Origin of the sequence: Streptomyces sp. NPDC059002, assembly GCF_042740435.1 — a bacterium.
Taxonomy (GTDB): domain Bacteria; phylum Actinomycetota; class Actinomycetes; order Streptomycetales; family Streptomycetaceae; genus Streptomyces.
In genome coordinates this window covers 32,591-57,125 of sequence record NZ_JBHYJI010000061.1, presented here as the reverse complement: position 1 = coordinate 57,125, position 24,535 = coordinate 32,591, and the positions used below count along the sequence as shown (strand labels likewise).

General features: G+C 68.6%; 18 protein-coding genes. 12 read left to right on the top strand and 6 right to left on the bottom strand.

The genetic code is table 11. The features are described 5' to 3' along the window. Positions 1-175 precede the first annotated feature (175 nt). The gene (locus tag ACFWZ2_RS35795; RefSeq protein ID WP_384552977.1) at positions 176-1,702 is read right to left on the bottom strand and encodes a glycosyltransferase family 87 protein; all 1,527 of its coding nucleotides are present in this window, start codon (positions 1,700-1,702) and stop codon (positions 176-178) included. 137 nt (positions 1,703-1,839) lie between these two features. Next, entirely contained in the window at positions 1,840-4,599 is a 2,760-nt protein-coding gene (locus ACFWZ2_RS35790; protein ID WP_384552975.1) for a transglycosylase domain-containing protein, read from the bottom strand. Positions 4,600-4,972: 373 nt separating this feature from the next. On the opposite strand from ACFWZ2_RS35790, the gene ACFWZ2_RS35785 reads away from it, so the two are divergent. From ACFWZ2_RS35785 to ACFWZ2_RS35770, 4 genes are all read left to right on the top strand, one after another. Then, positions 4,973-5,659, top strand: coding sequence for a helix-turn-helix transcriptional regulator (locus ACFWZ2_RS35785; protein ID WP_384552973.1), 687 nt, complete (start codon positions 4,973-4,975; stop codon positions 5,657-5,659). Between the two features lie 62 nt (positions 5,660-5,721). Continuing rightward, entirely contained in the window at positions 5,722-6,804 is a 1,083-nt protein-coding gene (locus ACFWZ2_RS35780) for an inositol-3-phosphate synthase (protein WP_384552971.1), read from the top strand. Between the two features lie 98 nt (positions 6,805-6,902). Continuing rightward, positions 6,903-8,159 (top strand): MFS transporter, encoded by a 1,257-nt coding sequence (locus ACFWZ2_RS35775; protein ID WP_384552969.1) that lies wholly within the window; start codon positions 6,903-6,905, stop codon positions 8,157-8,159. A gap of 114 nt (positions 8,160-8,273) precedes the next feature. Continuing rightward, positions 8,274-8,795: a hypothetical protein gene (locus ACFWZ2_RS35770; protein ID WP_384552967.1), complete on the top strand. Its 522-nt coding sequence runs from the start codon at positions 8,274-8,276 to the stop codon at positions 8,793-8,795. Positions 8,796-8,910: 115 nt separating this feature from the next. Here ACFWZ2_RS35770 and ACFWZ2_RS35765 read toward each other — a convergent pair whose 3' ends face one another. Beyond that, the gene (locus tag ACFWZ2_RS35765) at positions 8,911-10,377 is read right to left on the bottom strand and encodes a CCA tRNA nucleotidyltransferase (protein WP_384552966.1); all 1,467 of its coding nucleotides are present in this window, start codon (positions 10,375-10,377) and stop codon (positions 8,911-8,913) included. 207 nt (positions 10,378-10,584) lie between these two features. On the opposite strand from ACFWZ2_RS35765, the gene ACFWZ2_RS35760 reads away from it, so the two are divergent. From ACFWZ2_RS35760 to trxA, 7 genes are all read left to right on the top strand, one after another. Beyond that, positions 10,585-12,930 carry a DUF6049 family protein gene (locus tag ACFWZ2_RS35760; protein ID WP_384552964.1) on the top strand — a complete coding sequence of 782 codons (2,346 nt, stop codon included), beginning with the start codon at positions 10,585-10,587 and terminating at the stop codon, positions 12,928-12,930. A 46-nt stretch (positions 12,931-12,976) separates the two neighbouring features. Then, entirely contained in the window at positions 12,977-15,370 is a 2,394-nt protein-coding gene (murJ, locus tag ACFWZ2_RS35755; protein ID WP_384552963.1) for a murein biosynthesis integral membrane protein MurJ, read from the top strand. Between the two features lie 118 nt (positions 15,371-15,488). Then, positions 15,489-17,204 carry a protein kinase family protein gene (locus ACFWZ2_RS35750; protein WP_384552961.1) on the top strand — a complete coding sequence of 572 codons (1,716 nt, stop codon included), beginning with the start codon at positions 15,489-15,491 and terminating at the stop codon, positions 17,202-17,204. A gap of 45 nt (positions 17,205-17,249) precedes the next feature. Beyond that, positions 17,250-17,984, top strand: coding sequence for an RNA polymerase sigma factor SigM (gene sigM, locus ACFWZ2_RS35745; RefSeq protein ID WP_384552959.1), 735 nt, complete (start codon positions 17,250-17,252; stop codon positions 17,982-17,984). Continuing rightward, a complete protein-coding gene (locus ACFWZ2_RS35740; protein ID WP_384552958.1) occupies positions 17,981-18,961 on the top strand; it encodes an anti-sigma factor family protein in 981 nt (326 codons plus the stop codon). The genes sigM and ACFWZ2_RS35740 overlap by 4 nt, the downstream gene beginning before the upstream one ends. Before the next feature lie 216 nt (positions 18,962-19,177). Beyond that, positions 19,178-20,137, top strand: a complete 960-nt coding sequence (gene trxB, locus ACFWZ2_RS35735) for a thioredoxin-disulfide reductase (RefSeq protein ID WP_384552957.1) — start codon at positions 19,178-19,180, stop codon at positions 20,135-20,137. A 41-nt stretch (positions 20,138-20,178) separates the two neighbouring features. After that, on the top strand, positions 20,179-20,511 hold the full coding sequence (gene trxA / locus ACFWZ2_RS35730) for a thioredoxin (RefSeq protein WP_384552955.1): 333 nt from the start codon (positions 20,179-20,181) through the stop codon (positions 20,509-20,511). Positions 20,512-20,638: 127 nt separating this feature from the next. Here the strand turns inward: trxA and ACFWZ2_RS35725 are convergent, their stop codons facing one another. The 3 genes from ACFWZ2_RS35725 to ACFWZ2_RS35715 form a co-directional block, all read right to left on the bottom strand. Further along, positions 20,639-21,256 carry a GNAT family N-acetyltransferase gene (locus ACFWZ2_RS35725; protein WP_384552953.1) on the bottom strand — a complete coding sequence of 206 codons (618 nt, stop codon included), beginning with the start codon at positions 21,254-21,256 and terminating at the stop codon, positions 20,639-20,641. A 320-nt stretch (positions 21,257-21,576) separates the two neighbouring features. After that, positions 21,577-22,677 (bottom strand): ParB/RepB/Spo0J family partition protein, encoded by a 1,101-nt coding sequence (locus ACFWZ2_RS35720; protein ID WP_384552951.1) that lies wholly within the window; start codon positions 22,675-22,677, stop codon positions 21,577-21,579. Further along, entirely contained in the window at positions 22,674-23,750 is a 1,077-nt protein-coding gene (locus ACFWZ2_RS35715) for a ParA family protein (protein WP_384552979.1), read from the bottom strand. Before ACFWZ2_RS35715 ends, ACFWZ2_RS35720 begins: the two co-directional genes overlap by 4 nt. A 442-nt stretch (positions 23,751-24,192) precedes the next feature. Here ACFWZ2_RS35715 and ACFWZ2_RS35710 point away from each other — a divergent pair, with 442 nt between their 5' ends. Beyond that, a complete protein-coding gene (locus ACFWZ2_RS35710; RefSeq protein ID WP_384552949.1) occupies positions 24,193-24,492 on the top strand; it encodes a hypothetical protein in 300 nt (99 codons plus the stop codon). The last annotated feature ends 43 nt before the right edge of the window (positions 24,493-24,535 follow it).

The following is a 24,535-nucleotide window of genomic DNA, read 5'->3' as shown; positions in this document are numbered from 1 at the left end:
GGCCTGCGGCCCGCTTGCCCGTGCCACCCGGCCCGGCCCCCCCGCGCGGCCCGCCCCCCCCCCCCCCCCCCCCCCGCGCGCCCCCGCCCCCGCCCTTCTCCATGCACACTCCTGGCCGCTCCCCACAGCCCTTGTTCGCTCTCGGCGAACAGCCCCCGGAGGCCGGGGGAGCGGTTCAGCGCGACAGGTCGGTCGCCGATCCCCACTGCACCGGGGGCGCCTCGGTGGCGCGCGCCATGGGCCGCGCCTCGTATGCCGCGGGCCCCAGGACGAAGCGGTCCTCCGCGCCGTCCAGAACACCGCCCGAAGGATCGTCGTCCCCCGACCGCCGCACCACGTCCCGCTCCGGCATGAGGATGTCCCGTACGACCACGGCGCACAGGTACAGGGTGCCCAACAGGTGCACGACGATGGCCAGTTGGTAGCCCTCGGTCGGCAGCCCCTTATGGGCGTCGCCGCTCGTCGTGTACGCCAGGTACAGCCAGATCCCGAGGAAGTAGGCGACCTCGCACGCCTGCCAGATCAAGAAGTCGCGCCAGCGCGGCCGGGCGAGCGCGGCGAGCGGAATGAGCCACAGGACGTACTGCGGCGAGTAGACCTTGTTGGTGAGGATGAAGGCGGCGACCACCAGGAAGGCGAGCTGCGCGAAGCGTGGGCGGCGCGGCGCGGTCAGGCCGAGTGCTCCTATGCCCAGGCAGGCGAGCAGCATCAGCGCCGCCGCCAGGGTGTTGACCGTGTCGGTGGTCAGCGGCGAATCCATGCGCTGGGAGAGGATCAGCCAGAAGGAGCCGAAGTCGACGCCGCGCTCCTGGCTGAATGTGTAGAACTTCGACCAGCCGTCGCTCGCGAGCAGCATCACCGGAAGGTTCACGACCAGCCAGGCACCCGCCGTGCCGAGCAGCGCGGTCCCGAACTCCCGCCAGCGGCCCGCACGCCAGCACAGGATCAGCAGCGGGCCGAGCAGCAGGACGGGATAGAGCTTGGCGGCCGTCGCGAGCCCCAGGAGCACGCCGAAGGCGAGTACACGCGCGCGTGACCACATCAGCATTGCGGCGGCGGTGAGGGCGACGGCGAACAGATCCCAGTTGATGGTGGCCGTCAGCGCGAAGGCCGGGGCCAGGGCGACGAGCAGGGCGTCCCAGGGGCGGCGCCGGTGCGTGCGCGCGACACAGACGGCGATGGCCGCCGTGCACGCCATGAGCATCCCGGCGTTGACCATCCAGTAGATCTTCTCCTGGTGCTGGATGGAGCCGCTGCCGGGCGTCACCCAGGAGGCCACCTCCATGAACACGCCGGTCAGGACCGGGTATTCGAGATACTCCATGTCGCCGGGCAGCTTGTCGAAGTACGGCACGAGGCCATCGGAGAAGCCACGCCCCTGGTACAGATGCGGGATGTCGGAGTAGCACGCGTGCGTGTACTGCGAGCTCGCCCCGAAGAACCACGCGCCGTTGTAGCACGGCATCTTCTGGACCATACCGAGTGCGAACATCCCGATCGCGACGAGCGCGATGACGCGTACGGGGGTCCACCATGTCGCCGCGTACAGCACTCTGCGCCCGATGGGCCCACCGATCAGCTCGCTGCCGGCCTCGGCGACCTCGTCCTCCTTCGTGGGCCGTACCGGCTCCGGCTCCGGCGTGCTCACGGGCTCGTACACGCTCGTGCGCGGTGTCTCTGCGCTGGGGTCCGCACTAGGCATGCGGCCATCCTGCCGTACGCGACTGAGAACACGGAGAGGGCCGCCGCACCGGTCGGTGCGGCGGCCCTCGTTTCACGTGAAACACCCGCGGGGGAGATCCCGGGGGTCCGCCGGGTCACCCGGCGACGGTCCCCGGCTCAGCCTGTCGGGCCTCCGAAGATCGTCCCGCCGCCATTGCCGTTGCCGTTGTTGCCTCCGCCACCGGTCGGATCCTCCGTGGCAGGTGGTGACTCACCACCTGGCCCGCCGTCGGCGCCTCCATCGGCACCGCCGTTCTCCGTACCGCCGTCGTGGTTGCAGTCCCAGTCGAACGGGTCGCAGGACTCACCGGGATCGGGCGATTCCGTCGGAGGCTTCGAGGACTCGGACTCCGAGGGTGTCGGTGACGTGGTCTCCTCCGGCTCCTCGGTCGCCGTCGGGCTGGGCGGCGGGGGCGGGGTCTCGCCGACGACCTTGCCGATCGGGCCGGGCACGTTGAAGTTCTCGACGGGCTCGTCCTTGAGCGCCTGCGTCATGTAGTCCTGCCAGATCTGCGCGGGGAACGAGGCGCCGTGGATCTTCTCCTCGCCACCCGTGCCGAACATCTCCAGGAACTGGCGCTTCTTGTTGTTCTCGTCGTCGTCGAGGCGGTACATGCTGACCGCCGTCGACAGCTGCGGGGTGTATCCGACGAACCAGGCGGACTTGTTGCCGTCGGTCGTACCGGTCTTGCCCGCGACCTGGCGGCCCGGCAGCTTGGCCGAGGTGCCGGTGCCCTTGTCCACGACGGTCCTCAGCACGTCGGTGACGTTGTCGGCGACCTCCGGGTCGAAGGCCTGCTTGGTCTGCTTCTCGTGCCGGTAGACCGTGTCGCCCTCGTGCTCGACCTCCTTGACCGAGAACGGCTCGTTCTGCTTGCCGCTCGCCGCGAAGGTGGAGTACGCCCCGGCCATCCGGATCGCGCTCGGCGACGAGGTGCCGAGCGAGAAGGACGGGTAGTTGGCGCTGGCCATGGAGCTGTCGTCCTTGAGTCCCGCGTCCATGGCCGCCTCCTTCACCTTGTCCAGGCCGACGTCCATGCCGAGCTGCACATAGGCCGAGTTGACCGACTCCCTCATCGCCTCGCGCAGGTCGATCTGATAGGTCGGGGCGTTGTACGAGGCGTCTCCGTCATTGGTCTGGAGCCACTCCTTGCCCTCCCGGTCGGTCCAGACGTCACCGTTGTACTTCTGGATCTTGAGCTTGTTCTTGCCGCTGTACAGGCTCTTCGGGTTGACGATGGTGCGCTCGGCCTCGCTCTGGATCTCCACGCCCTTCGGGTCACGCACGCCGTACTTGAAGGCGGCGGCGAGCACGAACGGCTTGTACGTCGAACCGACCTGGGCACCGGTCTGGTCGGCGTTGTTGGTGAAGTGCTTCGTCGCGTCCTCACCGCCGTAGATGGCCTTGATCGCGCCGGTCTTCGGGTCCACGGAGGCGCCGCCGAACTGGACGTGCGTGTCCTTCTTCGGACGAAGCTTCGGCTTGATCTTCGCCTTCTGGACGTCCTTCACCGCGTCCTCGAGCTCCTTGACCTTCTTCCTGTCGAAGGTCGTGTGGATCTCGTAGCCGCCCTGCTGAAGCTGCTCGGCGGTGATGTTGGTGTTCCTGATGACGTACGCCTTGGCCAGGTCCACGAGGTAACCGGTCTGGCCGGCCAGCTGGGTGTTCGACCGCGGGTTCTGCAGCTTGGGGAACTTCGTGTACTTGCCCCGCTCCGCGGCGGTCAGGCGGCCGTCCTTGACCTCCTCGTCGAGGATCCACGCCCACCGCTTCTTGGCTCGCGCGGTGTTGTCTTCCTTGCTGGCCGCGGGGTCGATCTCGGGGTAGCCGGCGGGGTCGTAGTACGTCGCTCCCTTGAGCACCGTCGCGAGGAGAGCACACTCGCTCGGGTCCATCTCGCTGGCTTCCTTGTCGAAGTACGCCCGCGCCGCCGCCTGGATGCCGTAGGCCCCACGCCCGTAATAGGCGGTGTTGAGGTACCCGGCCATGATGTCTTCCTTGGAGACCGTCCGGCCGACCTTTATGGAGATGAAGAGCTCTTTGAACTTACGGCTGAACGTCTGCGACTGGTCACCGAGGCGCGCGTTCTTCACGTACTGCTGAGTGATCGTCGAGCCACCCTGGGTCTGACCGCCCTTGGCCATGTTGACCAGGGCGCGGGTGATGCCCATCGGGTCGACGCCCTTGTCCTTCTCGAACGTCTTGTTCTCCGCCGACATGACGGCGAAGCGCATCTCCTTGGGGATGTCGTCGTAGTCGATGATCTGGCGGTTGCGCTCACCGCCGGTCGCGACCATCTGCTTGCCGTCGGCCCAGTAGTAGACGTTGTTCTGGGCCTTGGCCGTCTGGTCGACCTCGGGCACCTCCACCAGGGCGTACGAGATGCCGGCGACCGCCATCACGCTGCCGAGGAAGCCGATGAACAGGCCGCTGACCAGACGCCACGACGGGATCCAGCGACGCGCACCGTGCCGACCCGCGCGCGGGTAGTCGATGAACCGCTTCTTGCGGGGCGGCTCGGCACCACGGCCCCTGCCGCGCCCGGGACCGCCCGGACCACCGGGACCACCGCCACCACGACGGCCACCGCCGCCCGAACGCCCGCCACCGGCACCGTCCGGTGCTCTGCGGCGGCCGCCTCCCGCGCCGACCGAGCCGCTGCGCTGGGCAGCGCGACGTGCCTCGGCTCGGCCACCGTAAGGACGGTCCCCGTCATCCGGGGCCTCGGATCCATACGACCCGTACGAGGAAGAGGGCGATCCAGTGGCGCCCCGCGGTGCCGCGCGGCGGCCCGACGGCGCTCCTGGGGCGCCACGCCTGGCCGCGGCGCGTCCGCCGCCCTGCGGCTGCGGCGGTTTGCGACGGTGCTCGCTCATCGAACGATTACTCCTCGGGCAGGCGCAGCTGTCCACGCCTGGAAACGGCGGCTGGTTTCCGGTCCCCCCGAAATGCGGATGCGCCCGTTCCGGCACCCACCCGCACTGCACCGGGGACAACGACGCCCCCTGGCATCACTTGGTTCCCGGTGGTCTGCATGGCGCACAGACTACGCACCGTCAAAACCCTCGTAGGGCCGAAGTTCACCCCAAATCAGGCAAGTTACTTCCTACGAATCGGTGATGTGATGCCGTTCACCGTGCCCCCTCTTGTCTCATCCGGATCGCCGTTCTATCGTCTCGATGTATCGAGTCGATACATCAGCTCGGCATAAGGGCCGTACTGAAGGACCGTGGCAGACGGGAGGCGACGATGAGCAGGCGCTCCGGCATCCTCGAGTTCGCCGTGCTCGGTCTGCTCCGCGAGTCCCCGATGCACGGCTACGAGCTGCGGAAACGACTCAATACGTCGCTGGGGGTGTTCCGCGCCTTCAGCTACGGGACCCTCTACCCCTGCCTCAAGACGCTGGTCGCCAACGGCTGGTTGATCGAGGAACCGGGCAGCGCACCCGAAGACGCCCTTGCGGCTCCACTCTCAGGGCGTCGCGCCAAGATCGTCTATCGGTTGACGGCGGAAGGTAAGGAGCACTTCGAGGAGCTGCTCTCGCAGACCGGCCCCGACGCGTACGAGGACGAGCACTTCGCCGCCCGCTTCGCCTTCTTCGGGCAGACCTCGCGGGACGTACGCATGCGGGTGCTCGAGGGCCGACGCAGCCGTCTCGAAGAGCGTCTGGAAAAGATGCGCGCCTCCCTGGCCCGTACCCGGGAGCGCCTGGACGACTACACGCTTGAGCTGCAGCGACACGGAATGGAGTCCGTGGAGCGCGAAGTGCGCTGGCTGAACGAGCTCATCGAGAGCGAGCGGGCGGGGCGGGACCAGCAACGGTCCACCCCCCAGAGCTCCGCTCAGCAGGACAGCACATCCGGGGAGTCGGCGGGCCTGCCCCGGCGGCGGGAGAGCAACCCGCCGCCGGATCCGTCCGATGACCCCGCCAAGTGAGACCCCGCGTTCCGCAGGGTCTTCTTATCCGGAATACCGAGATCACACAGGGAGCAACCGGAATGGGTTCGGTTCGCGTAGCCATTGTCGGCGTGGGCAACTGCGCCGCCTCGCTGGTCCAGGGCGTCGAGTACTACAAGGACGCCGACCCGGACACCAAGGTCCCGGGCCTGATGCACGTCCAGTTCGGCGACTACCACGTCGGTGACGTCGAGTTCGTCGCCGCGTTCGACGTCGACGCGAAGAAGGTCGGCCTCGACCTCTCGGACGCCATCGGTGCCAGCGAGAACAACACCATCAAGATCTGCGACGTGCCGAACACCGGCGTGCAGGTCCAGCGTGGCCACACCCACGACGGCCTGGGCAAGTACTACCGCCAGACCATCGAGGAGTCCACCGAGGCCCCCGTGGACGTCGTCCAGGTCCTCAAGGACAAGCAGGTCGACGTTCTCGTCTGCTACCTGCCGGTCGGTTCCGAGGCCGCCGCGAAGTTCTACGCGCAGTGCGCCATCGACGCCAAGGTCGCCTTCGTCAACGCCCTCCCGGTCTTCATCGCCGGCACCAAGGAGTGGGCCGACAAGTTCACCGAGGCGGGCGTCCCGATCGTCGGCGACGACATCAAGTCCCAGGTCGGCGCCACCATCACGCACCGTGTGATGGCGAAGCTGTTCGAGGACCGCGGTGTCCGTCTCGAGCGCACGATGCAGCTCAACGTCGGCGGCAACATGGACTTCAAGAACATGTTGGAGCGCGAGCGCCTCGAGTCCAAGAAGATCTCGAAGACGCAGGCCGTCACCTCGCAGATCCGCGACCGCGAGCTGGGCGAGAACAACGTCCACATCGGCCCGTCGGACTACGTCGCGTGGCTCGACGACCGCAAGTGGGCGTACGTCCGCCTCGAGGGCCGCGCCTTCGGTGACGTCCCGCTGAACCTGGAGTACAAGCTCGAGGTCTGGGACTCCCCGAACTCCGCCGGTGTCATCATCGACGCCCTGCGCGCCGCGAAGATCGCCAAGGACCGGGGCATCGGTGGCCCGATCCTCTCCGCGTCCTCGTACTTCATGAAGTCCCCGCCGGTGCAGTACTTCGACGACGAGGCCATCGAGAACGTCGAGAAGTTCATCAGGGGCGAGGTCGAGCGCTGAAGCTCCCCCAGGAGGGCTGACGCTCTGCTGCCGCACGCGTGGTGAGGGTCCCCGGGCATTCCGCCCGGGGACCCTCCTCGTATGTGAGGCTGTGCCCTATGGCTGTCGTCGGTGACCTGCGGATACTGCTGCGCCTGCGGGATTTCCGGCGGCTGCTCGCCGTACGGCTGATCTCCCAGGGCGCGGACGGCGTCTACCAGGTCGCGCTCGCCACGTACGTCGTCTTCTCCCCGGAGAAGCAGACCTCCCCCGGAGCAATCGCCTCCGCGATGGCGGTGCTGCTTCTTCCCTACTCACTGATCGGCCCGTTCGCAGGCGTCCTCCTCGACCGCTGGCAGCGTCGGCAGGTTTTCCTGTACGGCAATCTGCTGCGGGCCGCACTGGCATCGCTGACCGCCGTGTTGATCCTGAGCGGCGTGCCGGACTGGCTCTTCTACGCCTCCGCGCTGTGCGTCACGGCCGTCAACCGTTTCGTCCTCGCCGGACTCTCGGCCGCGCTGCCACGAGTGGTGGACGGCGACCGCCTGGTCATCGCCAACTCCCTCTCCCCGACCGCGGGCACGCTCGCCGCGACGGTGGGCGGCGGACTCGCCTTCGTCGTACGCCTGGTGGGCCCGGACTCGGACGCGGCGGTGGTCCTCCTCGGCGCCGTCCTGTACCTCTGCGCCTCACTCGCCTCGCTCCGCATGGCCCGTGAACTCCTCGGCCCCGACCCGGAACTGGTGCAGCCACGGCTCGGGGCCGCGCTTGCCGGGACCGCCCGCGGGCTGCGGGCCGGGGCGCGCCACCTGGCACAACGCCCAGCGGCCGCCCGCGCGTTGGCCGCGATGACGGTGATGCGGTTCTGCTACGGCGCCCTGACCGTCATGGCCCTGATGCTGTGCCGGTACGCCTGGACATCCTCGGAATCCGACGGGCTCGCGCTGCTCGGGCTCGCGGTGGGCATCTCCGGAGCGGGCTTCTTCGTGGCCGCCATAGTGACGCCCTGGGCGGTGGGGCGACTGGGAGCGAGTGGCTGGATCGTCGCCTGCGCGGCCACGGCGGCGATCCTCGAACCGGCGCTCGGCCTTCCCTTCGCCCCCGTCCCCCTGCTCATCGCCGCCTTCTTCCTCGGCCTGACGACACAGGGCGCCAAGATCGCCACGGACACGGTGGTGCAGTCCTCGGTGGACGACGGCTTCCGCGGGCGGATCTTCTCGGTCTACGACGTGCTGTTCAACGTCGCCTTCGTCGGCGCAGCGGCAGTGGCCGCCCTGATGCTGCCGCCTGACGGGCGATCGGTTCCGCTGGTCGTCGGGGTGGCCGTGCTCTACGCGGCAATTGCTGGGGCTATGGCCCGATTTAGCTTGCAGTAAGTGTCACATCAGTGCCACAGAGCGCCTCCGGACTTCAGAGATGACACCGCACCCCGATAACTTACGGGCGTCGTATTCGCGCCATCGCGCTCTCGTTCGAGGGGGACCCCCAAAGTGACCACTCCGCCGCCCCAGGGCCAGAACCCGTACCCGCCCCAGGGTCAGAACCCCTACGGCCAGCCCCAGGGCGTCGCTCCGTACGGCCAGCAGGCTCCTGCCCCGTACCCGCCGCAGCAGGGCGCTCCGTACCCGCCCCAGCAGGGCGCGCCCTACCCGCCGCACCAGGGTGGTCCCGTTCCCCCGCCGGCCGCTCCCCGCCGCGGCAAGAAGATGCTCCTGCGCATCGGTGGCCTTGTCCTGATCGCGATCCTCATAGGCGTCGGCAAGTGGCAGCTCGGCAAGAGCGACGCCGAGACGACCTCGGTCGGCAGCTGCATGCACAACGACGGCACGCAGACATCGCCCGACCTCAAGGAGGTCGACTGCTCCTCGAGCGACTCCGAGTTCGAGGTCGTCGAGAAGTTCGACAACACCAGCGACAGCAACAAGTGCGAGGCCGTCAAGACCTCCGAGATCGCCTACTACCAGCAGGGCAAGGGCCACGACGTCGTGCTCTGCCTGAAGAAGACCAAGTAGGGGACAACCGAGGGGCGCTGTTTCACGGTTTCACGTGAAACAGCGCCCCTCGGCGTATCCCGGGGCGGTGGCTTGTTTCACGTGAAACACCGTGGAACAAGCCAACCGCCCCGTCTCAGCTCTGCTCGGCCCACCACTCCTTGAGCGCCGCCACCGCCGCGTCCCGCTCCATCGGACCGTTCTCAAGGCGCAGTTCCAGCAGGAACTTGTAGGCCTTGCCGATCACAGGGCCGGGGCCCACGCCCAGGACCTCCATGATGTCGTTGCCGTCGAGGTCGGGGCGGATCGAGTCCAGCTCCTCCTGCTCCTGGAGGCGGGCGATGCGCTCCTCCAGACCGTCGTACGCACGCGACAGGGCACTGGCCTTGCGCTTGTTGCGCGTCGTGCAGTCGGAACGGGTCAGCTTGTGCAGCCGGCTCAGGAGCGGCCCCGCGTCGCGTACATAGCGACGCACCGCCGAGTCCGTCCACTCTCCCGTGCCGTAGCCGTGGAAGCGCAGGTGCAGCTCGACCAGGCGGGAGACGTCCTTCACGAGCTCGTTGGAGTACTTGAGCGCCGTCATGCGCTTCTTGACCATCTTGGCGCCGACCACCTCGTGGTGGTGGAACGAGACCCGGCCGTCGCCCTCGAAGCGCCGCGTCCTCGGCTTGCCGATGTCGTGCAGCAGCGCAGCGAGCCGCAGCGTCAGGTCGGGGCCGTCCGTCTCCAGCGCCATCGCCTGCTCGAGGACGATCAGCGAGTGGTCGTAGACGTCCTTGTGCCGGTGGTGCTCGTCCCGCTCCAGACGCAGCGCGGGAAGCTCGGGCAGCACGCGGTCGGCGAGACCGGTGTCGACGAGGAGGGCGAGGCCCTTGCGCGGGTGCGCGGAGAGGATCAGCTTGTTCAGCTCGTCCCGCACCCGCTCAGCGGAGACGATGTCGATGCGCTCGGCCATCGCCTTCATGGCCGCGACGACCTCCGGCGCCACCTCGAAGTCCAGCTGCGCGGCGAAGCGCGCGGCCCGCATCATCCGGAGCGGGTCGTCCGAGAAGGACTCCTCGGGCGTCCCGGGGGTGCGCAGGACACGCTCGGAAAGGTCCTCGAGGCCGCCGTGCGGGTCGATGAACTCCTTCTCGGGCAGCGCCACGGCCATCGCGTTCACGGTGAAGTCACGCCGTACGAGGTCTTCCTCGATGGAGTCGCCGTAGGACACCTCGGGCTTGCGCGAGGTCCTGTCGTACGCCTCCGAACGGTAGGTCGTGACCTCGACCTGGAAGCTCTGCTCCACGTCCCCTACGCGGGCGTCCTTCTGGCAGCCGACCGTCCCGAAGGCGATCCCGACCTCCCACACCGCGTCGGCCCACGGCCGCACGATCTTCAGCACGTCCTCGGGGCGGGCGTCGGTCGTGAAGTCCAGGTCATTGCCGAGCCGGCCCAGCAGGGCGTCCCTGACCGAGCCGCCGACCAGGGCGAGGGAGAAACCCGCCTCCTGGAAACGGCGGGCGAGATCGTCCGCGACAGGGGACACACGCAGCAGTTCGCTGACCGCGCGGCGCTGCACCTGACTCAGTGCGCTGGGATTGTCTTCATTGGCGTTCGGCACAACAGAAAAGGGTACGTGCCCCGGACGCCCGAGGCCGACTCGATTCCCGCGAGGCCCGGAGAGGCCCGTCAGGCCCGCCCCGGCCAGGTCTTCCGATCATGTGGAGCAGTCCGCGGCACTTCGCCACAGCGCGCATCGTTACCATGCGTGGACGCAGGAACCGAGAACCATCGATGAAGCCGACGACGACGAGGGACGGGCGAACGCGTGGCCGAGGCGGCAGACATCCCGGGGACGAGCCCCTCACCTGCCCGCCGGTGGCTGCGGCGCACCGCAGCACTGCTGGTGGGTGCCCCTTTGCTGGCCGGACTGCTGCAGGTACCGGCAGGCCCCGCCGCACACGCCGACGCACCGAGAGCGAAGGCCGACGCCACCGGCTCCAGCACCGTCGACGTCTCGCTCGACAAGCTCACGCCCACCGCTCCGGGTGAGGACGACACTCTCACCGTCTCCGGCACGGTCACCAACAACGGCAAGCAGGCGGTGACCACGGCCCAGGTCGGGCTGCGCGTGGGAACGGCCCTCACCGGCCGGAGCCAGATCGACAGCGCCGCCAAGCGCACGGGCTTCGTGCCGGGAGCCGACGGCTCCGAGATCGGCGGCAAGTACATCGAGAAGTTCTCCAAGCTGGCGCCCGGCGTCCCGCAGGACTTCAGCATCTCCGTGCCGGTCAAGGCGCTGAACCTCGGCGTCGACGGCGTCTACCAGCTGGGCGTCTCGCTCACCGGCCAGACCGCCGCACAGCCGTACCCGCAGGTGCTCGGCATCGAGCGCACCTTCCTGCCGTGGCAGCCCGACGCCACCGACACGAAGACGAAGACGACCTACCTGTGGCCGCTCATCTCCAGGACCCACCTCACCGCGGAGACGGGCTCCGACGAGCAGCAGACACCCGTCTTCAAGGACGACAGCCTGGCCCAGGAGATCGCCCCCGGCGGACGCCTGGAGCAGCTGCTGTCGCTGGGCCGCGAACTCGACGTCACCTGGGTCATCGACCCGGACCTGCTGGCCTCCGTCGAAGCCATGACGAAGAGCTACCGGATCCAGACCAAGGACGGTAAGTCCACCGTCGCGGGGAAGCACCAGGCGGCCGCCAACCAGTGGCTCAACGACCTCGGAGACGCCGTCAAGGGCAAGAAGGTCGTCGCCCTGCCCTTCGCCGACCCCGACCTCGCCTCCCTCGCCCACACCGGCAAGGCCGTCACCGGCTCGCTCGGCCACCTCAAGGAAGCCACCGAGGTGGGCGCCGACGCGGTGAAGGCCATCCTTCAGGTGAAGCCGAGCACCGACTTCACCTGGCCCGCGGACGGCGCGATCGACCCGTCCATCGTCGATGTCGCCACCTCGGCGGGCGCACACAGCGTGATCGCCCGCAGCGACAGCCTCCGCGAGGGCGGAAACCTGCTGTACACGCCCAACGCCGCCCGTCCCATCGGGGGCGGCACGACGGCCGTGGTGGCCGACGCGCGGCTCTCGACCGCCTTCCAGGGCGACATGACGGAGGCCGAGAACTCCACGCTCGCCGTGCAGGAATTCCTCGCCCAGAGCCTGATGATCACGCTGCAGGACCCGGAGAAGCAGCGCAGCATCGTCGTCGCGCCCCAGCGCATGCCGTCCGTCAGCCAGGCCCAGTCCATGGCGAAGGCCCTGACGGCGCTCGGGGAGGGCCGCTGGTCCCAGCCCCAGGACCTGGCCGCGGCGGCGAAGGCGAAGCCGGACCCGAACGCCACGACGCAGGTGCCGTCGGCCGGTGCGTACCCGTCGGCGCTGCGTAAGCAGGAGCTGCCGCAGTCGGCCTTCGAGGACATCCAGAACACCCAGGAGATGCTCAAGAGCTTCCAGGTGATCCTCACCGAGAAGGACCGGGTGGTCACGCCGTTCGGGCGGGCCATGGACCGTGAGATGGCGACCTCCTGGCGCGGCCGCGCGGCCGCGGCGACGAGCTACCGCGACGGCGTCACGGAGTACCTGACCACGCTCACCGAGCAGGTGTCGCTGATCCAGAAGTCCGACGCGAAGCTCTCCGGGCGCAGCGCCACCATCCCGGTGTCGGTGCAGAACAACCTGGTGCAGGGCGTCGACCACCTGGTGCTGCGCCTGACCTCCATGAACCCCACCCGCCTGAAGATCGGCGACGGGCCGTACGAAGAGCACCCGATCAAGATCGCGGGAGGACACTCCCAGTCGGTCAAGTTCACGACCACCGCCAACGCCAACGGCCCGGTTCCGGTCTACGCCCAGCTCTACACCGAGGACGGCGAGCCGTACGGCAACCCCGTCCGCTTCGAAGTCAACGTCACCGAGATCACCCTCACGGTGATGCTCGTCATCGCAGGCGGCATCCTGCTGCTCGTGCTCGCCGGGTTCCGCATGTACACCCAGCGCAAGCGTGCGGCCCGGAAACGCGCCCTGGAGGGCCCCGACGAAGGTCCTGAGGGCGAATCCGGCACCGGGTCCGGGGAAGACGACCCCGAGCAGCCGAGTGACCCGACGCCGGACACCGCTCCGGAAAGCACCGACCCGTCGGAAACGGGTGAGAGAGTGGACCGTTGAGCGATGTCGTGGCCGGTGGGCCCGGGGACGATGAGGTGGGGTAACCATGAACGCGCCGTACGACGGTGACCGTGGCCAGGGCGCGGGCGGCTCCGCCTCGCCCGGAGGCCCGCCTCCCGGCTCTCCCGAGCACGGACAGGTGCCACCGCAGCCCGCGCCGGACATGTACCTCCAGGACGCCTACGACCAGGATCCCTACCGGGCGCAGGACCTCTCCGCCCAGGACCCGGTGAACGAGGCGCTGTACGACCGCGCGGCACACCCCCCGCCGCCCCCCGGCACGTACCAGCAACAGCAGCCCCTGTACGCCCAGCCGCCCACCTCGCAGCACGCCCCGGACCCGCGCGTATGGGCCCAGACCCCGGCCCCGGAGCCGGAGGGCCCGACCCGCCACCTCCCGTACGGCGACGACGCGAGGACGACCCAGTTCGTGGGCGTCGACGACCTGGTCACCCAGGCCGGCGAGGAGCACCACGAGCCGGACGCCTTCGCCCACCTCTTCCGGGACCAGCAGCCCGGCGGCTACCGGAGCCAGCAGGCCCCCTACCAGCAGGAGGGCTACCAGCAGGCCGCCTATCAGCAGGACGAGTACCAGCAGAACGGGTACCAGCAAGGCGGCTACGCCCAGAGCAACGGCTACCAGCAGGGCGGCAACGGCTACCCGCAAGGCGACGGCTACCCCCAGGGCAACGGCTACCAGCAGCCCCCCGTCAACGGCGGCTACCCGCCCGCCGAGCAGCCGGTCGTCCCGGCTCCGGCGGCTGCCCCCGCCCCGGCTCCCGCGCCCGCACCGCCCGCCAAGTCGGGCGGCCGCGCGTCGAGCCTGCTGAAGTCGAGCGCCGTCATGGCGGCCGGCACGCTCGTCTCGCGGCTCACCGGCTTCATCCGCTCCGCCCTGATCGTCTCGGCGCTCGGCGTCGGCCTGCTCGGTGACACCTTCCAGGTCGTCTACCAGATCCCGACGATGATCTACATCCTCACCGTCGGCGGCGGCCTCAACTCCGTGTTCGTGCCGCAGCTGGTGCGCTCCATGAAGGAGGACGAGGACGGCGGCGAGGCCTACGCCAACCGGCTCCTCACGCTCGTCATGGTGGCGCTCGGCGCACTCACCGTGCTGGGCATCGTGCTTGCTCCGCAACTGGTTCGGGTGATGTCCGTGCCGGTCGCGAACGACCCGGCGGCCACCGAGGTCGGCATCACCCTGCTCCGCTACTTCCTGCCCTCGATCTTCTTCATGGGCGTCCACGTGGTGATGGGGCAGATCCTCAACTCGCGCGGCAAGTTCGGCGCGATGATGTGGACGCCGGTCCTCAACAACATCGTCATCATCTTCACGCTCGGCATGTTCATCTGGGTGTACGGGACGTCGGCGTCGTCCGGCATGACCGTGAACAGCATCCCGCCGCAGGCCGAGCGCCTCCTCGGCTTCGGCGTCCTGCTCGGCCTGGTCGTCCAGGCCCTGGCGATGATCCCCTACCTCCGCGAGACCGGGTTCAGGCTGCGTCCCCGCTTCGACTGGAAGGGCCACGGCCTGGGCAAGGCCGCCAAGCTCGCCAAGTGGACCATCCTCTTCGTCCTGGCCAACCAGGCAGGCGCGATCGTCGTCACCCAGCTGGCCACCGCGGCCACCACCGATCTGCCGTCGACCAGCGGCATCGGCTTCGCCGCGTACGCGAACGCCCAGCTCATCTGGGGCCTCCCGCAGGCCATCATCACGGTCTCCCTGATGGCGGCCCTGCTGCCCAGGCTCTCCCGGTCCGCACACGACGGGGACACCGGTTCGGTACGCGACGACATCTCGCAGGGCCTGCGCACGACGGCCGTCGCGATCGTCCCGATCGCCTTCGGATTCGTCGCGCTCGGCATCCCGATGTGCACCCTGATCTTCGGCTCCTCGGGCAGCGCCCAGGCCACGAACATGGGCTTCATGCTGATGGCCTTCGGCCTCGGCCTGATTCCGTACTCCGTGCAGTACGTCGTGCTGCGCGCGTTCTACGCCTACGAGGACACCCGGACCCCCTTCTACAACACGGTCATCGTCGCCGCAGTGAACGCCGCCGCCTCCGCCGCCTGCTACATGCTGCTGCCGACCCGCTGGGCGGTCACCGGCATGGCAGCCGTGTACGGCCTCGCATACGCCATCGGCGTGGGTGTCGCCTGGCGTCGGCTGCGCAAGCGCCTCGGCGGCGATCTGGACGGCGCCCACGTCCTGCGCACGTACGCCCGTCTCGGGATCGCCGCGCTGCCCGCGGCGCTGCTCAGCGGCGGCGCCGCGTACGCGGTCACGCAGGCACTCGGACAGGGTGTCTTCGGGTCGCTCGTGGCGTTGCTCGCGGGTGGTGCGGTGCTGCTCGGAGTCTTCTTCGTCGCCGCGAAGCGCATGCGGATCGCGGAGCTCAACTCGATGGTCGGAATGGTCCGCGGGCGTCTCGGTCGCTGAGATCGAGGGGTTCGCACAACCATCATCGGCCACCGCGTGTCGTGCATAGCACCGGACTGTGGGCACAATTGGCTTTGGCGTCTGATGAAGCGCAACGGATGGGGAGGCAGGAACGACGGTGGCGGAACGGAGCACGGCTGCCGTCGACGTGGCAGACAACAGCGGCGACGAGCCGCTGACCGCCAAGGCGGACCAGGCCACGGCCGACGGGGTGGCCCAGACCCGGGAGCGGGACACGGCAGCAGACGAAGACGCGGCGGAGACCGACAAGCCCACGAGCCGCGGGGCGTCCTCACCCCCAGAACTGCACAGCGGTCACAAGCTCGCCAGACGCTATCGCCTCGAAGAGTGCGTCACCCGTCTGGACGGTTTCAGCAGCTGGCGTGCGGTGGACGAGAAGCTCCGCCGCGCCGTCGGCGTGCATCTCCTGCCCGCCGACCATCCACGGGCCCGTTCGGTGCTCGCCGCGGCCCGTTCCTCGGCGCTGCTCGGTGACCCGCGCTTCGTACAGGTCCTGGACGCCGTCGAGGAGAACGACCTCGTCTACGTCGTCCACGAGTGGCTGCCGGATGCCACGGAACTCACCACGGTCCTCGCGGCGGGCCCGCTGGAGGCGCACGACGCGTACCAGCTCGTCAGCCAGACCGCCCAGGCGATGGCCGCCGCACACCGTGAGGGCCTGGCGCATCTGCGGCTGACGCCCAGCGCCGTGCTGCGCACCTCCACCGGGCAGTACCGCATCCGCGGTCTCGCGGTGAACGCCGCGCTGCGTGGCATCAGCTCCGACACCCCGCAGCGCACCGACACCGAGGCGATCGGCGCTCTCCTGTACGCAGCGCTGACCCAGCGCTGGCCGTACGAGGACGACGCGTACGGCCTCTCCGGGCTTCCCAAGGGCGTCGGCCTCATCGCCCCCGACCAGGTGCGCGCGGGCGTGCACCGCGGCCTGTCCGAGCTCGCCATGCGCGCGCTCGTCAACGACGGCGCGACCGCGTCCCGCCAGGAACCTCCGTGCACGACACCGGAGGAACTGGTGAAGGCCATCGGCGAGATGCCCCGCATCCGCCCGCCGGAGCCCACCTTCACCGCACCGCCCGAGTACCAGCGCACCACGTACCAGCAGGGGACGTACGGCCGTCCCGCCGCCCACCCGGGCGCCACACAGCCCGTACCGACCCCGCCGCCCCCGCTGCAGAGCCGTACGGGCAAGGCCCTCAAGTGGGCCGTGTCCGCCTTGCTCATCGCGGCCCTCGGACTGGGCAGCTGGCAGCTGGCGGACGCCCTGATGGACCGCGAGAACTCCGGAGAGCCGGGCAGCTCGCAGACCTCGGGAGGCGGCGACAAGGGCGGGCACAAGCCCGGCAAGACGCTGAGCGTCAAGGACGCCAAGGAGTACGTCGTCGAGGGCCGGGCCCAGGCCCCGGACAAGGTCCGTGACACGTACGACGGAAACAACTCCACGCTGTGGCGCACGAAGACGTACAACGACGGCCCGGAGCTCGCTCCATACAAGCCGGGTGTCGGTATCGTCTACGACCTCGGCTCGGCCCAGGACGTGGCTGCCGCGTCGATAGCCCTTCGGTACGGCGGTGACCACACCTCGGTCACGCTCTACGCCGTGGATTCGCTGTCGCCCTCGACGCCGATCGACTCGATGAAGAAGATCGGCACCGGCACCACATCGGGTACGACCCTGAAGGTCAAGGCCGGCAAGAAGCCGGTGAAGTCGCAGTACGTGCTCCTCTGGATGACGGCGGCGCCGAGGTCGGCGACCGACGGCTACTACTCGGAGGGCTACAAGCAGGGGATCGCGGACGTGAAGTTCACGAGCTGAGGTACCAGTTCGACAAGGCTCACCGGGGGGGGAGGGGGTTCGACGGTGGACAGCACCGCACACGGCGACATGAGCGACCAGGACCTCCTCGCCTGCCATGTCGCCGGTGACAAGGACGCCTTCGGTGAGCTCGTGCGGCGCCATCGTGACCGGCTGTGGGCCGTGGCGCTGCGCACCCTGGGAGACCGCGAGGAGGCCGCTGACGCGGTGCAGGACGCGCTGGTCTCCGCCTACCGTGCCGCGCACACCTTCCGGGGACAGTCCGCCGTGACGACCTGGCTGCACCGCATCACCGTGAACGCCTGCCTCGACCGGGCGCGGAAAGCGGCCTCGCGCAAGACCTCCCCGATCGACGACACCGAGCGACTCGAGCAGCTCCTGGAGCCGGAGGAATCGGCGGCCGCGCCCGTCGAGCGCGGCGATCTGCACAGGGAGCTCCTGGAGGCGCTGGGCACACTGCCGCACGACCAGCGCGCGGCGCTCGTCCTGGTCGACATGCAGGGCTATCCGGTGGCCGAGGCCGCCCGTGTCCTCGACGTGCCCACCGGCACGGTCAAGAGCCGCTGTGCGCGCGGCAGAGCCAGACTGCTGCCGCTCCTCACTCATCTGCGGACGGAGGCGCCCACGCGGAACGGGGACGGCGGCGACGAGGACGAAAGCAAGAAGCCTGGCTCAGGAAGGAACCGGACGCAGGGGACATCCGTCCCACCGGCAGCAGGGCCACGGGATACAGGACCAAGCGATTCAGCTGCTGTGAAGGGCGGAGGTGGGCGAGCGTGACAACCACGACCGACTCGGCCGGGCACCCCGAAGTCGCTGAGATCTCGGACCTGACCGAGGGCCTGCTCTCCCCGTCGCGTACGGGGGACGTACGACGGCACCTGGACGGCTGCGAGCTCTGCGCCGACGTCTACGCCTCCCTGGAGGAGATCCGCGGCATGCTCGGCACGCTGCCGGGCCCGCCTCGTATGCCCGCCGACGTCGCGGGGCGCATCGATGCGGCGCTGGCGGCCGAGGCCCTGCTGGACTCCACCTCGCCCGACGCTCCTTTCGCCTCCGCTGCCGCTTCCGAGTCGGCGTCGACATCGGCTTCGGCGGAACCGGTGACGGTGCCCGCGGCCGCCTCTGCGTCGCCCGCCGCCGCGCGTGTTTCACGTGAAACATCGCCCGCATCGACATCCGGAGCATCCGTGGACCGTCCCGCGGGGCACCCGCGTGCGTCCACTGGGCCGGGTCGTGGCGAGCGGCTGCGGGGCACACGTCGGCGTACCACCGTGCTCGGCGCCGTCTTCACGGCAGCGGCCATCGGACTCGGCTCGCTGCTGGTGTACAGCCTCAGCGACGATTCGGGCGGGTCGGGCCGACAGGACTCCGCCAGTTCCTTCGCCGACGAGAAGCTCAAGAGCAAGGTCGCCGATCTTCTTGCCAGGACCTCCGTCAAGAGCCCCGGGAAGAGCCCTGGCAAGACGGACGGCTCCTTCGACACACGGTCCAGCCCGGTGTCCCCCGAGACGGAACCGTCCATTCGCACGGCCACCGTCGACGTTCCGGTGTGCATCCAGCGCGGCATCGGTGACAGCACACCGATCGCGGCCGAGGAAGGCACCTACGAGGGCAAGAAGGCCTACCTCGTCGTGGTGCCGGATGCGTCGGACAGCACCCAGGTGTACGCGTACGTCGTCGACGCCGCCTGTGTGGGCAAGCCCTCACCGGCCAAGGGCAAGGTCCTGACGAAGCACTCCTACCCCCAGAGCTGACTCTCTCGGGGCTGTTTCCCGGTACCGGTTCACGTGGATACCGCGCTGTGGCCAGGGGCCTTGTGGCGCATGGCACTCTCCCGTTCTGACATGCTTCCGTGCGCTCGGACACGTCGGGGAATGCATGCCCCGTAGGATCCGTTGGGTGGGGTGAGAGTCCTGAGACGGACACCCGCCAGCAGTACGCAGCAGTCCCCAGAGACGAGGAATCAAGCCGTGACCGACGTCCGTAACGTGATCATCATCGGCTCCGGGCCCGCCGGCTACACGGCGGCGCTCTACACCGCGCGCGCGTCGCTGAAGCCGCTGGTGTTCGAGGGCGCCGTCACCGCAGGCGGTGCGCTGATGAACACCACCGAGGTGGAGAACTTCCCCGGCTTCCAGGACGGCGTCATGGGCCCGGAGCTCATGGACAACATGCGGGCCCAGGCCGAGCGTTTCGGCGCCGAGCTCGTGCCCGACGATGTCGTCGCCGTCGACCTGAGCGGTGAGATCAAGACCGTGACGGACACCGCGGGCACCGTGCACCGTGCGAAGGCCGTCATCGTCACGACCGGCTCCCAGCACCGCAAGCTCGGCCTGCCGAACGAGGACGCCCTCTCCGGACGCGGCGTCTCCTGGTGCGCCACCTGCGACGGCTTCTTCTTCAAGGACCAGGACATCGCCGTGATCGGCGGCGGCGACACCGCGATGGAGGAGGCCACCTTCCTCTCGCGCTTCGCCAAGTCCGTGACGATCGTGCACCGTCGTGACAGCCTGCGCGCCTCCAAGGCGATGCAGGAGCGTGCCTTCGCCGACCCGAAGATCAAGTTCATCTGGGACAGCGAGGTCGCCGAGATCAAGGGCGAGCAGAAGCTCTCCGGTCTGACGCTGCGCAACCTCAAGACGGGCGAGACGTCCGAGCTTCCGGTGACCGGCCTGTTCATCGCGATCGGCCACGACCCGCGCACGGAGCTCTTCAAGGGCCAGCTGGAGCTGGACGACGAGGGCTACCTGAAGGTCGACGCGCCCTCGACCCGGACGAACCTGACCGGTGTCTTCGGCGCCGGTGACGTCGTCGACCACACCTACCGTCAGGCGATCACGGCAGCCGGCACCGGCTGCTCCGCCGCTCTCGACGCCGAGCGTTTCCTCGCTGCTCTCGCCGACAACGAGACCGCGGCTGCCACCGTCTGACCGCCCCATCTTCCCCACTGCACCAAGTTAAGGAGACTGCCGTGGCCGGCACCCTGAAGAACGTGACCGACGCCTCCTTCGAAGAGGACGTCCTCAAGAACGACAAGCCCGTGCTGGTGGACTTCTGGGCCGCCTGGTGCGGTCCGTGCCGCCAGATCGCCCCCTCCCTTGAGGCGATCGCGGCCGAGCACGGCGACAAGATCGAGATCGTCAAGCTCAACATCGACGAGAACCCGGGCACCGCCGCCAAGTACGGCGTCATGTCCATCCCGACGCTGAACGTGTACCAGGGTGGCGAGGTGGCCAAGACCATCGTCGGCGCCAAGCCGAAGGCCGCAATCGAGCGCGACCTCGAGGACTTCATCGCCGAGTAGTTCGGCGACGATGTTTCACGTGAAACACGAATGGACCAGTCCCTCCGGGGGCTGGTCCATTCGCCTTTCACCACCCGGTGACGGGTCCACGGATCAGGGACCGTGGCTCGGGCCGCCAAGCCTGGAGTCACAGCGGCCGGAGCACGGGCTCCTTCTGCACGGCTCCCAGCAGTCGGTCGAGCGCCAACTCGACGTCTTCCTTCCAGGACAGCGTCGTACGCAGCTCAAGCCTCAGCCGGGGATAGGCCGGGTGCGGGCGGACCGTCTTGAACCCCACCGCCAGGAGATGCTCCGCGGGCAGCAGGCACGCCGGCTTCTCCCACCGCGCGTCCCCGAAGGCCTCGATCGCCTTGACTCCTCTGCGCAGCAGATCCTTCGCCACCGTCTGCACGATGACCCGGCCAAGCCCCTGCCCTTGATAGCCGGGCATGATCCACGCCGTCATCAGCTGAACGGCGTCCGGGGACACAGGGCTCGTGGGGAACGCGGTGGAGCGCGGTACATAAGCCGGTGGTGCGTAGAGCACGAAGCCCACCGGCACGTCGTCGACGTAGACGACCCGGCCGCAGGACCCCCACTCCAGCAGGACCGCGGAGATCCACGCCTCCTTCTCCAGCTCCGGCGTTCCCGCCTTTACCGCGGCCTGGCCGCTGACCGGATCCAGCTCCCAGAAGACACACGCGCGGCAACGCTTGGGAAGGTCCGAGAGGTTGTCCAGCGTGAGCGGTACGAGCCGACGCCCCATGAAGGCGGTTCCTCACTTCCTTCGCCCGCCGCACAGCGGGCGGCGGTCAGAGCGCTGCGTTCCCTGAGCAGACTGCCGACGAAGCCGCCGACCGCTCCCAGTCCCAGGCCCGCGGTCATCAGTCCGGTGCGGCTCATCGTTCGCATGGCCCCCGCCTCCCCAAAGGTGCCGTCAGGTGGATGCGCCATACCTCAACGCATCGTATCCACGATGCGATTGCGTCGATACCGTAGGAAAGCAAAGAGCGGGCCGTGTTCCGGTACAGACCGGACACGGCCCGCTCTCGCGGTACTTGGGCTGTGGGCTCCCCTGCGAAGACCCTAGGAGGCTTCCTCCGTGGAGTCCTCAGCCGACCCGTTCTGAAGCACCGGACCCTCGCCCGGGGCGAGGGTGCTGAGGATGCGCTCCAGGTCCTCCAGAGAGGCGAAGTCGACGACGATCTTGCCCTTCTTCTGGCCCAGGTCCACCCTCACCCGGGTCTCGAAGCGGTCGGAGAGCCGGGTGGCGAGGTTGCTGAGCGCCGGCGAAAGCCGGGCACCGGCACGCGGCCCCTTGGCCTTCGGGGCGCTCTGCGGCCGCGAACCCATGAGGGTCACGATCTCCTCGACGGCGCGCACCGAGAGCCCTTCGGCCACGATCCGGTGGGCGAGCCTGTCCTGCTCTTCCGAGTCCTCCACGGAGAGCAGGGCACGGGCGTGCCCCGCGGAGAGCACCCCGGCAGCGACCCTGCGCTGAACCGCCGGCGAGAGCTTCAGCAGTCGCAGCGTGTTGGAGACCTGCGGGCGGGAGCGACCGATCCGGTCCGCCAGCTGATCGTGCGTGCAGTTGAAGTCCTTGAGCAACTGGTCGTAGGCCGCGGCCTCTTCCAGCGGGTTCAGCTGGGCGCGGTGCAGGTTCTCGAGCAGCGCGTCCAGGAGGAGCTTCTCGTCGTCCGTGGCCCGCACGATCGCCGGAATGCGCTCAAGCCCCGCCTCACGGCAGGCCCGCCAGCGCCGCTCGCCCATGATGAGCTCGTAGCGCGCGGGGCCCAACTGCCGTACGACGACCGGCTGGAGAAGGCCGACCTCCTTGATGGAGGTCACCAGCTCGGCGAGGGCGTCCTCGTCGAACACCTCACGCGGCTGCCGCGGGTTGGGCTTGATGGAGTCCAGTGGCAGCTCCGCGAAGTGCGCACCGGCCACGGGCCGGCTCTCTGGCGCCTCCGTCGTTCCGTTCACCGGCTCCGCCGTTTCATGTGAAACGGTGCTCTGCGGGAGTGCCGCCACCTTCGCGGCCGCCACGCCTCGCTCGGCGGTCAGCACCGGCACCGCCGAGGGAGAGGTCGAGGCGCCGCCCACGGTCTGGGGGGCCTGCTTCTCCGTCGGGGCTGCAGGGATCAGGGCTCCGAGGCCTCGCCCCAGCCCTCTCCGTCGCTCGCTCACTGCATCCCCTCCGTCATGCTCTGCTGGTCATTCTGAGCGCCCGCGTGGGCGTGTTGGACGTCGTACCGCACGCCGACTCCGCGCAGCGCGATCTCTCGCGCCGCCTCGAAGTAGGAAAGGGCGCCGCTCGACCCCGGGTCATAGGTGAGCACCGTCTGTCCGTAGCTCGGTGCCTCGGAGATGCGTACCGACCGCGGGATGCTCGTCCGCAGGACCTCGTCACCGAAGTGATTGCGGACCTCGTCCGCCACCTGGGAGGCGAGTCGGGTCCTGCCGTCGTACATGGTGAGCAGGATCGTCGACACATGCAGATTGGGGTTGAGGTGGCCCCGCACCAGATCGACGTTGCGCAGGAGCTGACCGAGGCCCTCCAGTGCGTAGTACTCGCACTGAATGGGGATCAGCACCTCCGCACCGGCAACCAGTGCGTTGACCGTCAACAGCCCCAGCGACGGCGGGCAGTCGATGAGGATGTAGTCCAACGGCTGCTCGTACGCCTGGATCGCCCGCTGCAGCCGGCTCTCCCGGGCCACCAGCGACACCAGCTCGATCTCCGCACCGGCGAGATCGATGGTGGCGGGGGCGCAGAAGAGACCCTCGACATCAGGCACCGGCTGAACGACCTCAGAGAGCGGCTTGCTCTCGACCAAGACGTCGTAGATGGACGGCACTTCGGCGTGATGGTCGATGCCGAGAGCCGTGGAGGCGTTGCCCTGCGGGTCGAGGTCGATCACCAGGACACGTGCACCGTGCAGAGCGAGTGAAGCGGCGAGATTGACGGTCGTCGTCGTCTTGCCCACTCCACCCTTCTGGTTGGCCACCACCATGACGCGCGTCTGCTCGGGGCGTGGCAGGCCTTCGCCTGCGCGGCCCAGCGCTTCCACCGCCAGTTGGGCAGCACGACCGATGGGTGTGTCGTCCATCGGGGTCGGTGTTTCACGTGAAACATCCTCCCCCGCCGACTCGGTACGGGGACCGGGGACCGGATCGGTCATCGGTCCCGCGATGTTGGCGTCGGACCGCAAGGATTCACTCTCCTCGACATCAGGCTCGCAATGAACAGAGCCTCCCATGCTTTCGGGGTCGTGAACCAGCGAGGCCCGGTCTTCTGTGGACGAATCCACCTCTGTGGACAACTCCGTTCCCTTATCGAGGGAACCGAGTGGCCGACGGTCGCGAGGTTCCGCAGCGCGGCCGCGACTGATGATGCCATGCAGCAGTGAGCGACGTTTCACGTGAAACACGATGCCAATAGCCAGACCTTTTTGTCCGCAACACTCCGATTAGAGGCATTTCTATGACCGGATCAGCCACCATGAACAGCTGTATTTCGATCATGAAGGGGCAAATTCCCTCCTGCTAAGATCCACGAGCTAAACCGGGGGGTCGGGGGAACAGCCAGTCTTGGCCAATGCGCCGCACCCTCCTGTCCGTTCAGAGAACGACCACAGGGGAACAGTTCAGATGAAGTCGAAGAACGCAGGCCGTCTCGTAGCAGTTGCGCTGGGTGTGGGCATGCTGACCACCATTGCCACCCCCGCTTTCGCCGACCAGGACATCAAGGTGATCTGGGGCCACGGCTACCGCACCAACAGCGACCACGGCGTTGCCGCCGTGAAGGACCTCGCCGACGACGGCAACGAGGTCTATGTGAAGTACACGCGCAAGGGCCACGGCGACAGGCTCTTCACCCTGTGGAACAAGAAGGGCAAGGGCAAGACCACGTACAGCGGTGACGGTGGCACCGTGACCATCAAGAAGGTCTGCCGTTCCATCTCCGCTCGCCCGGACGTCTGCTTCACCCACTCCGCCTGACCGGTTTCCGGTGAACGACAGAGGCGCTCCCCACTCGGTGGGG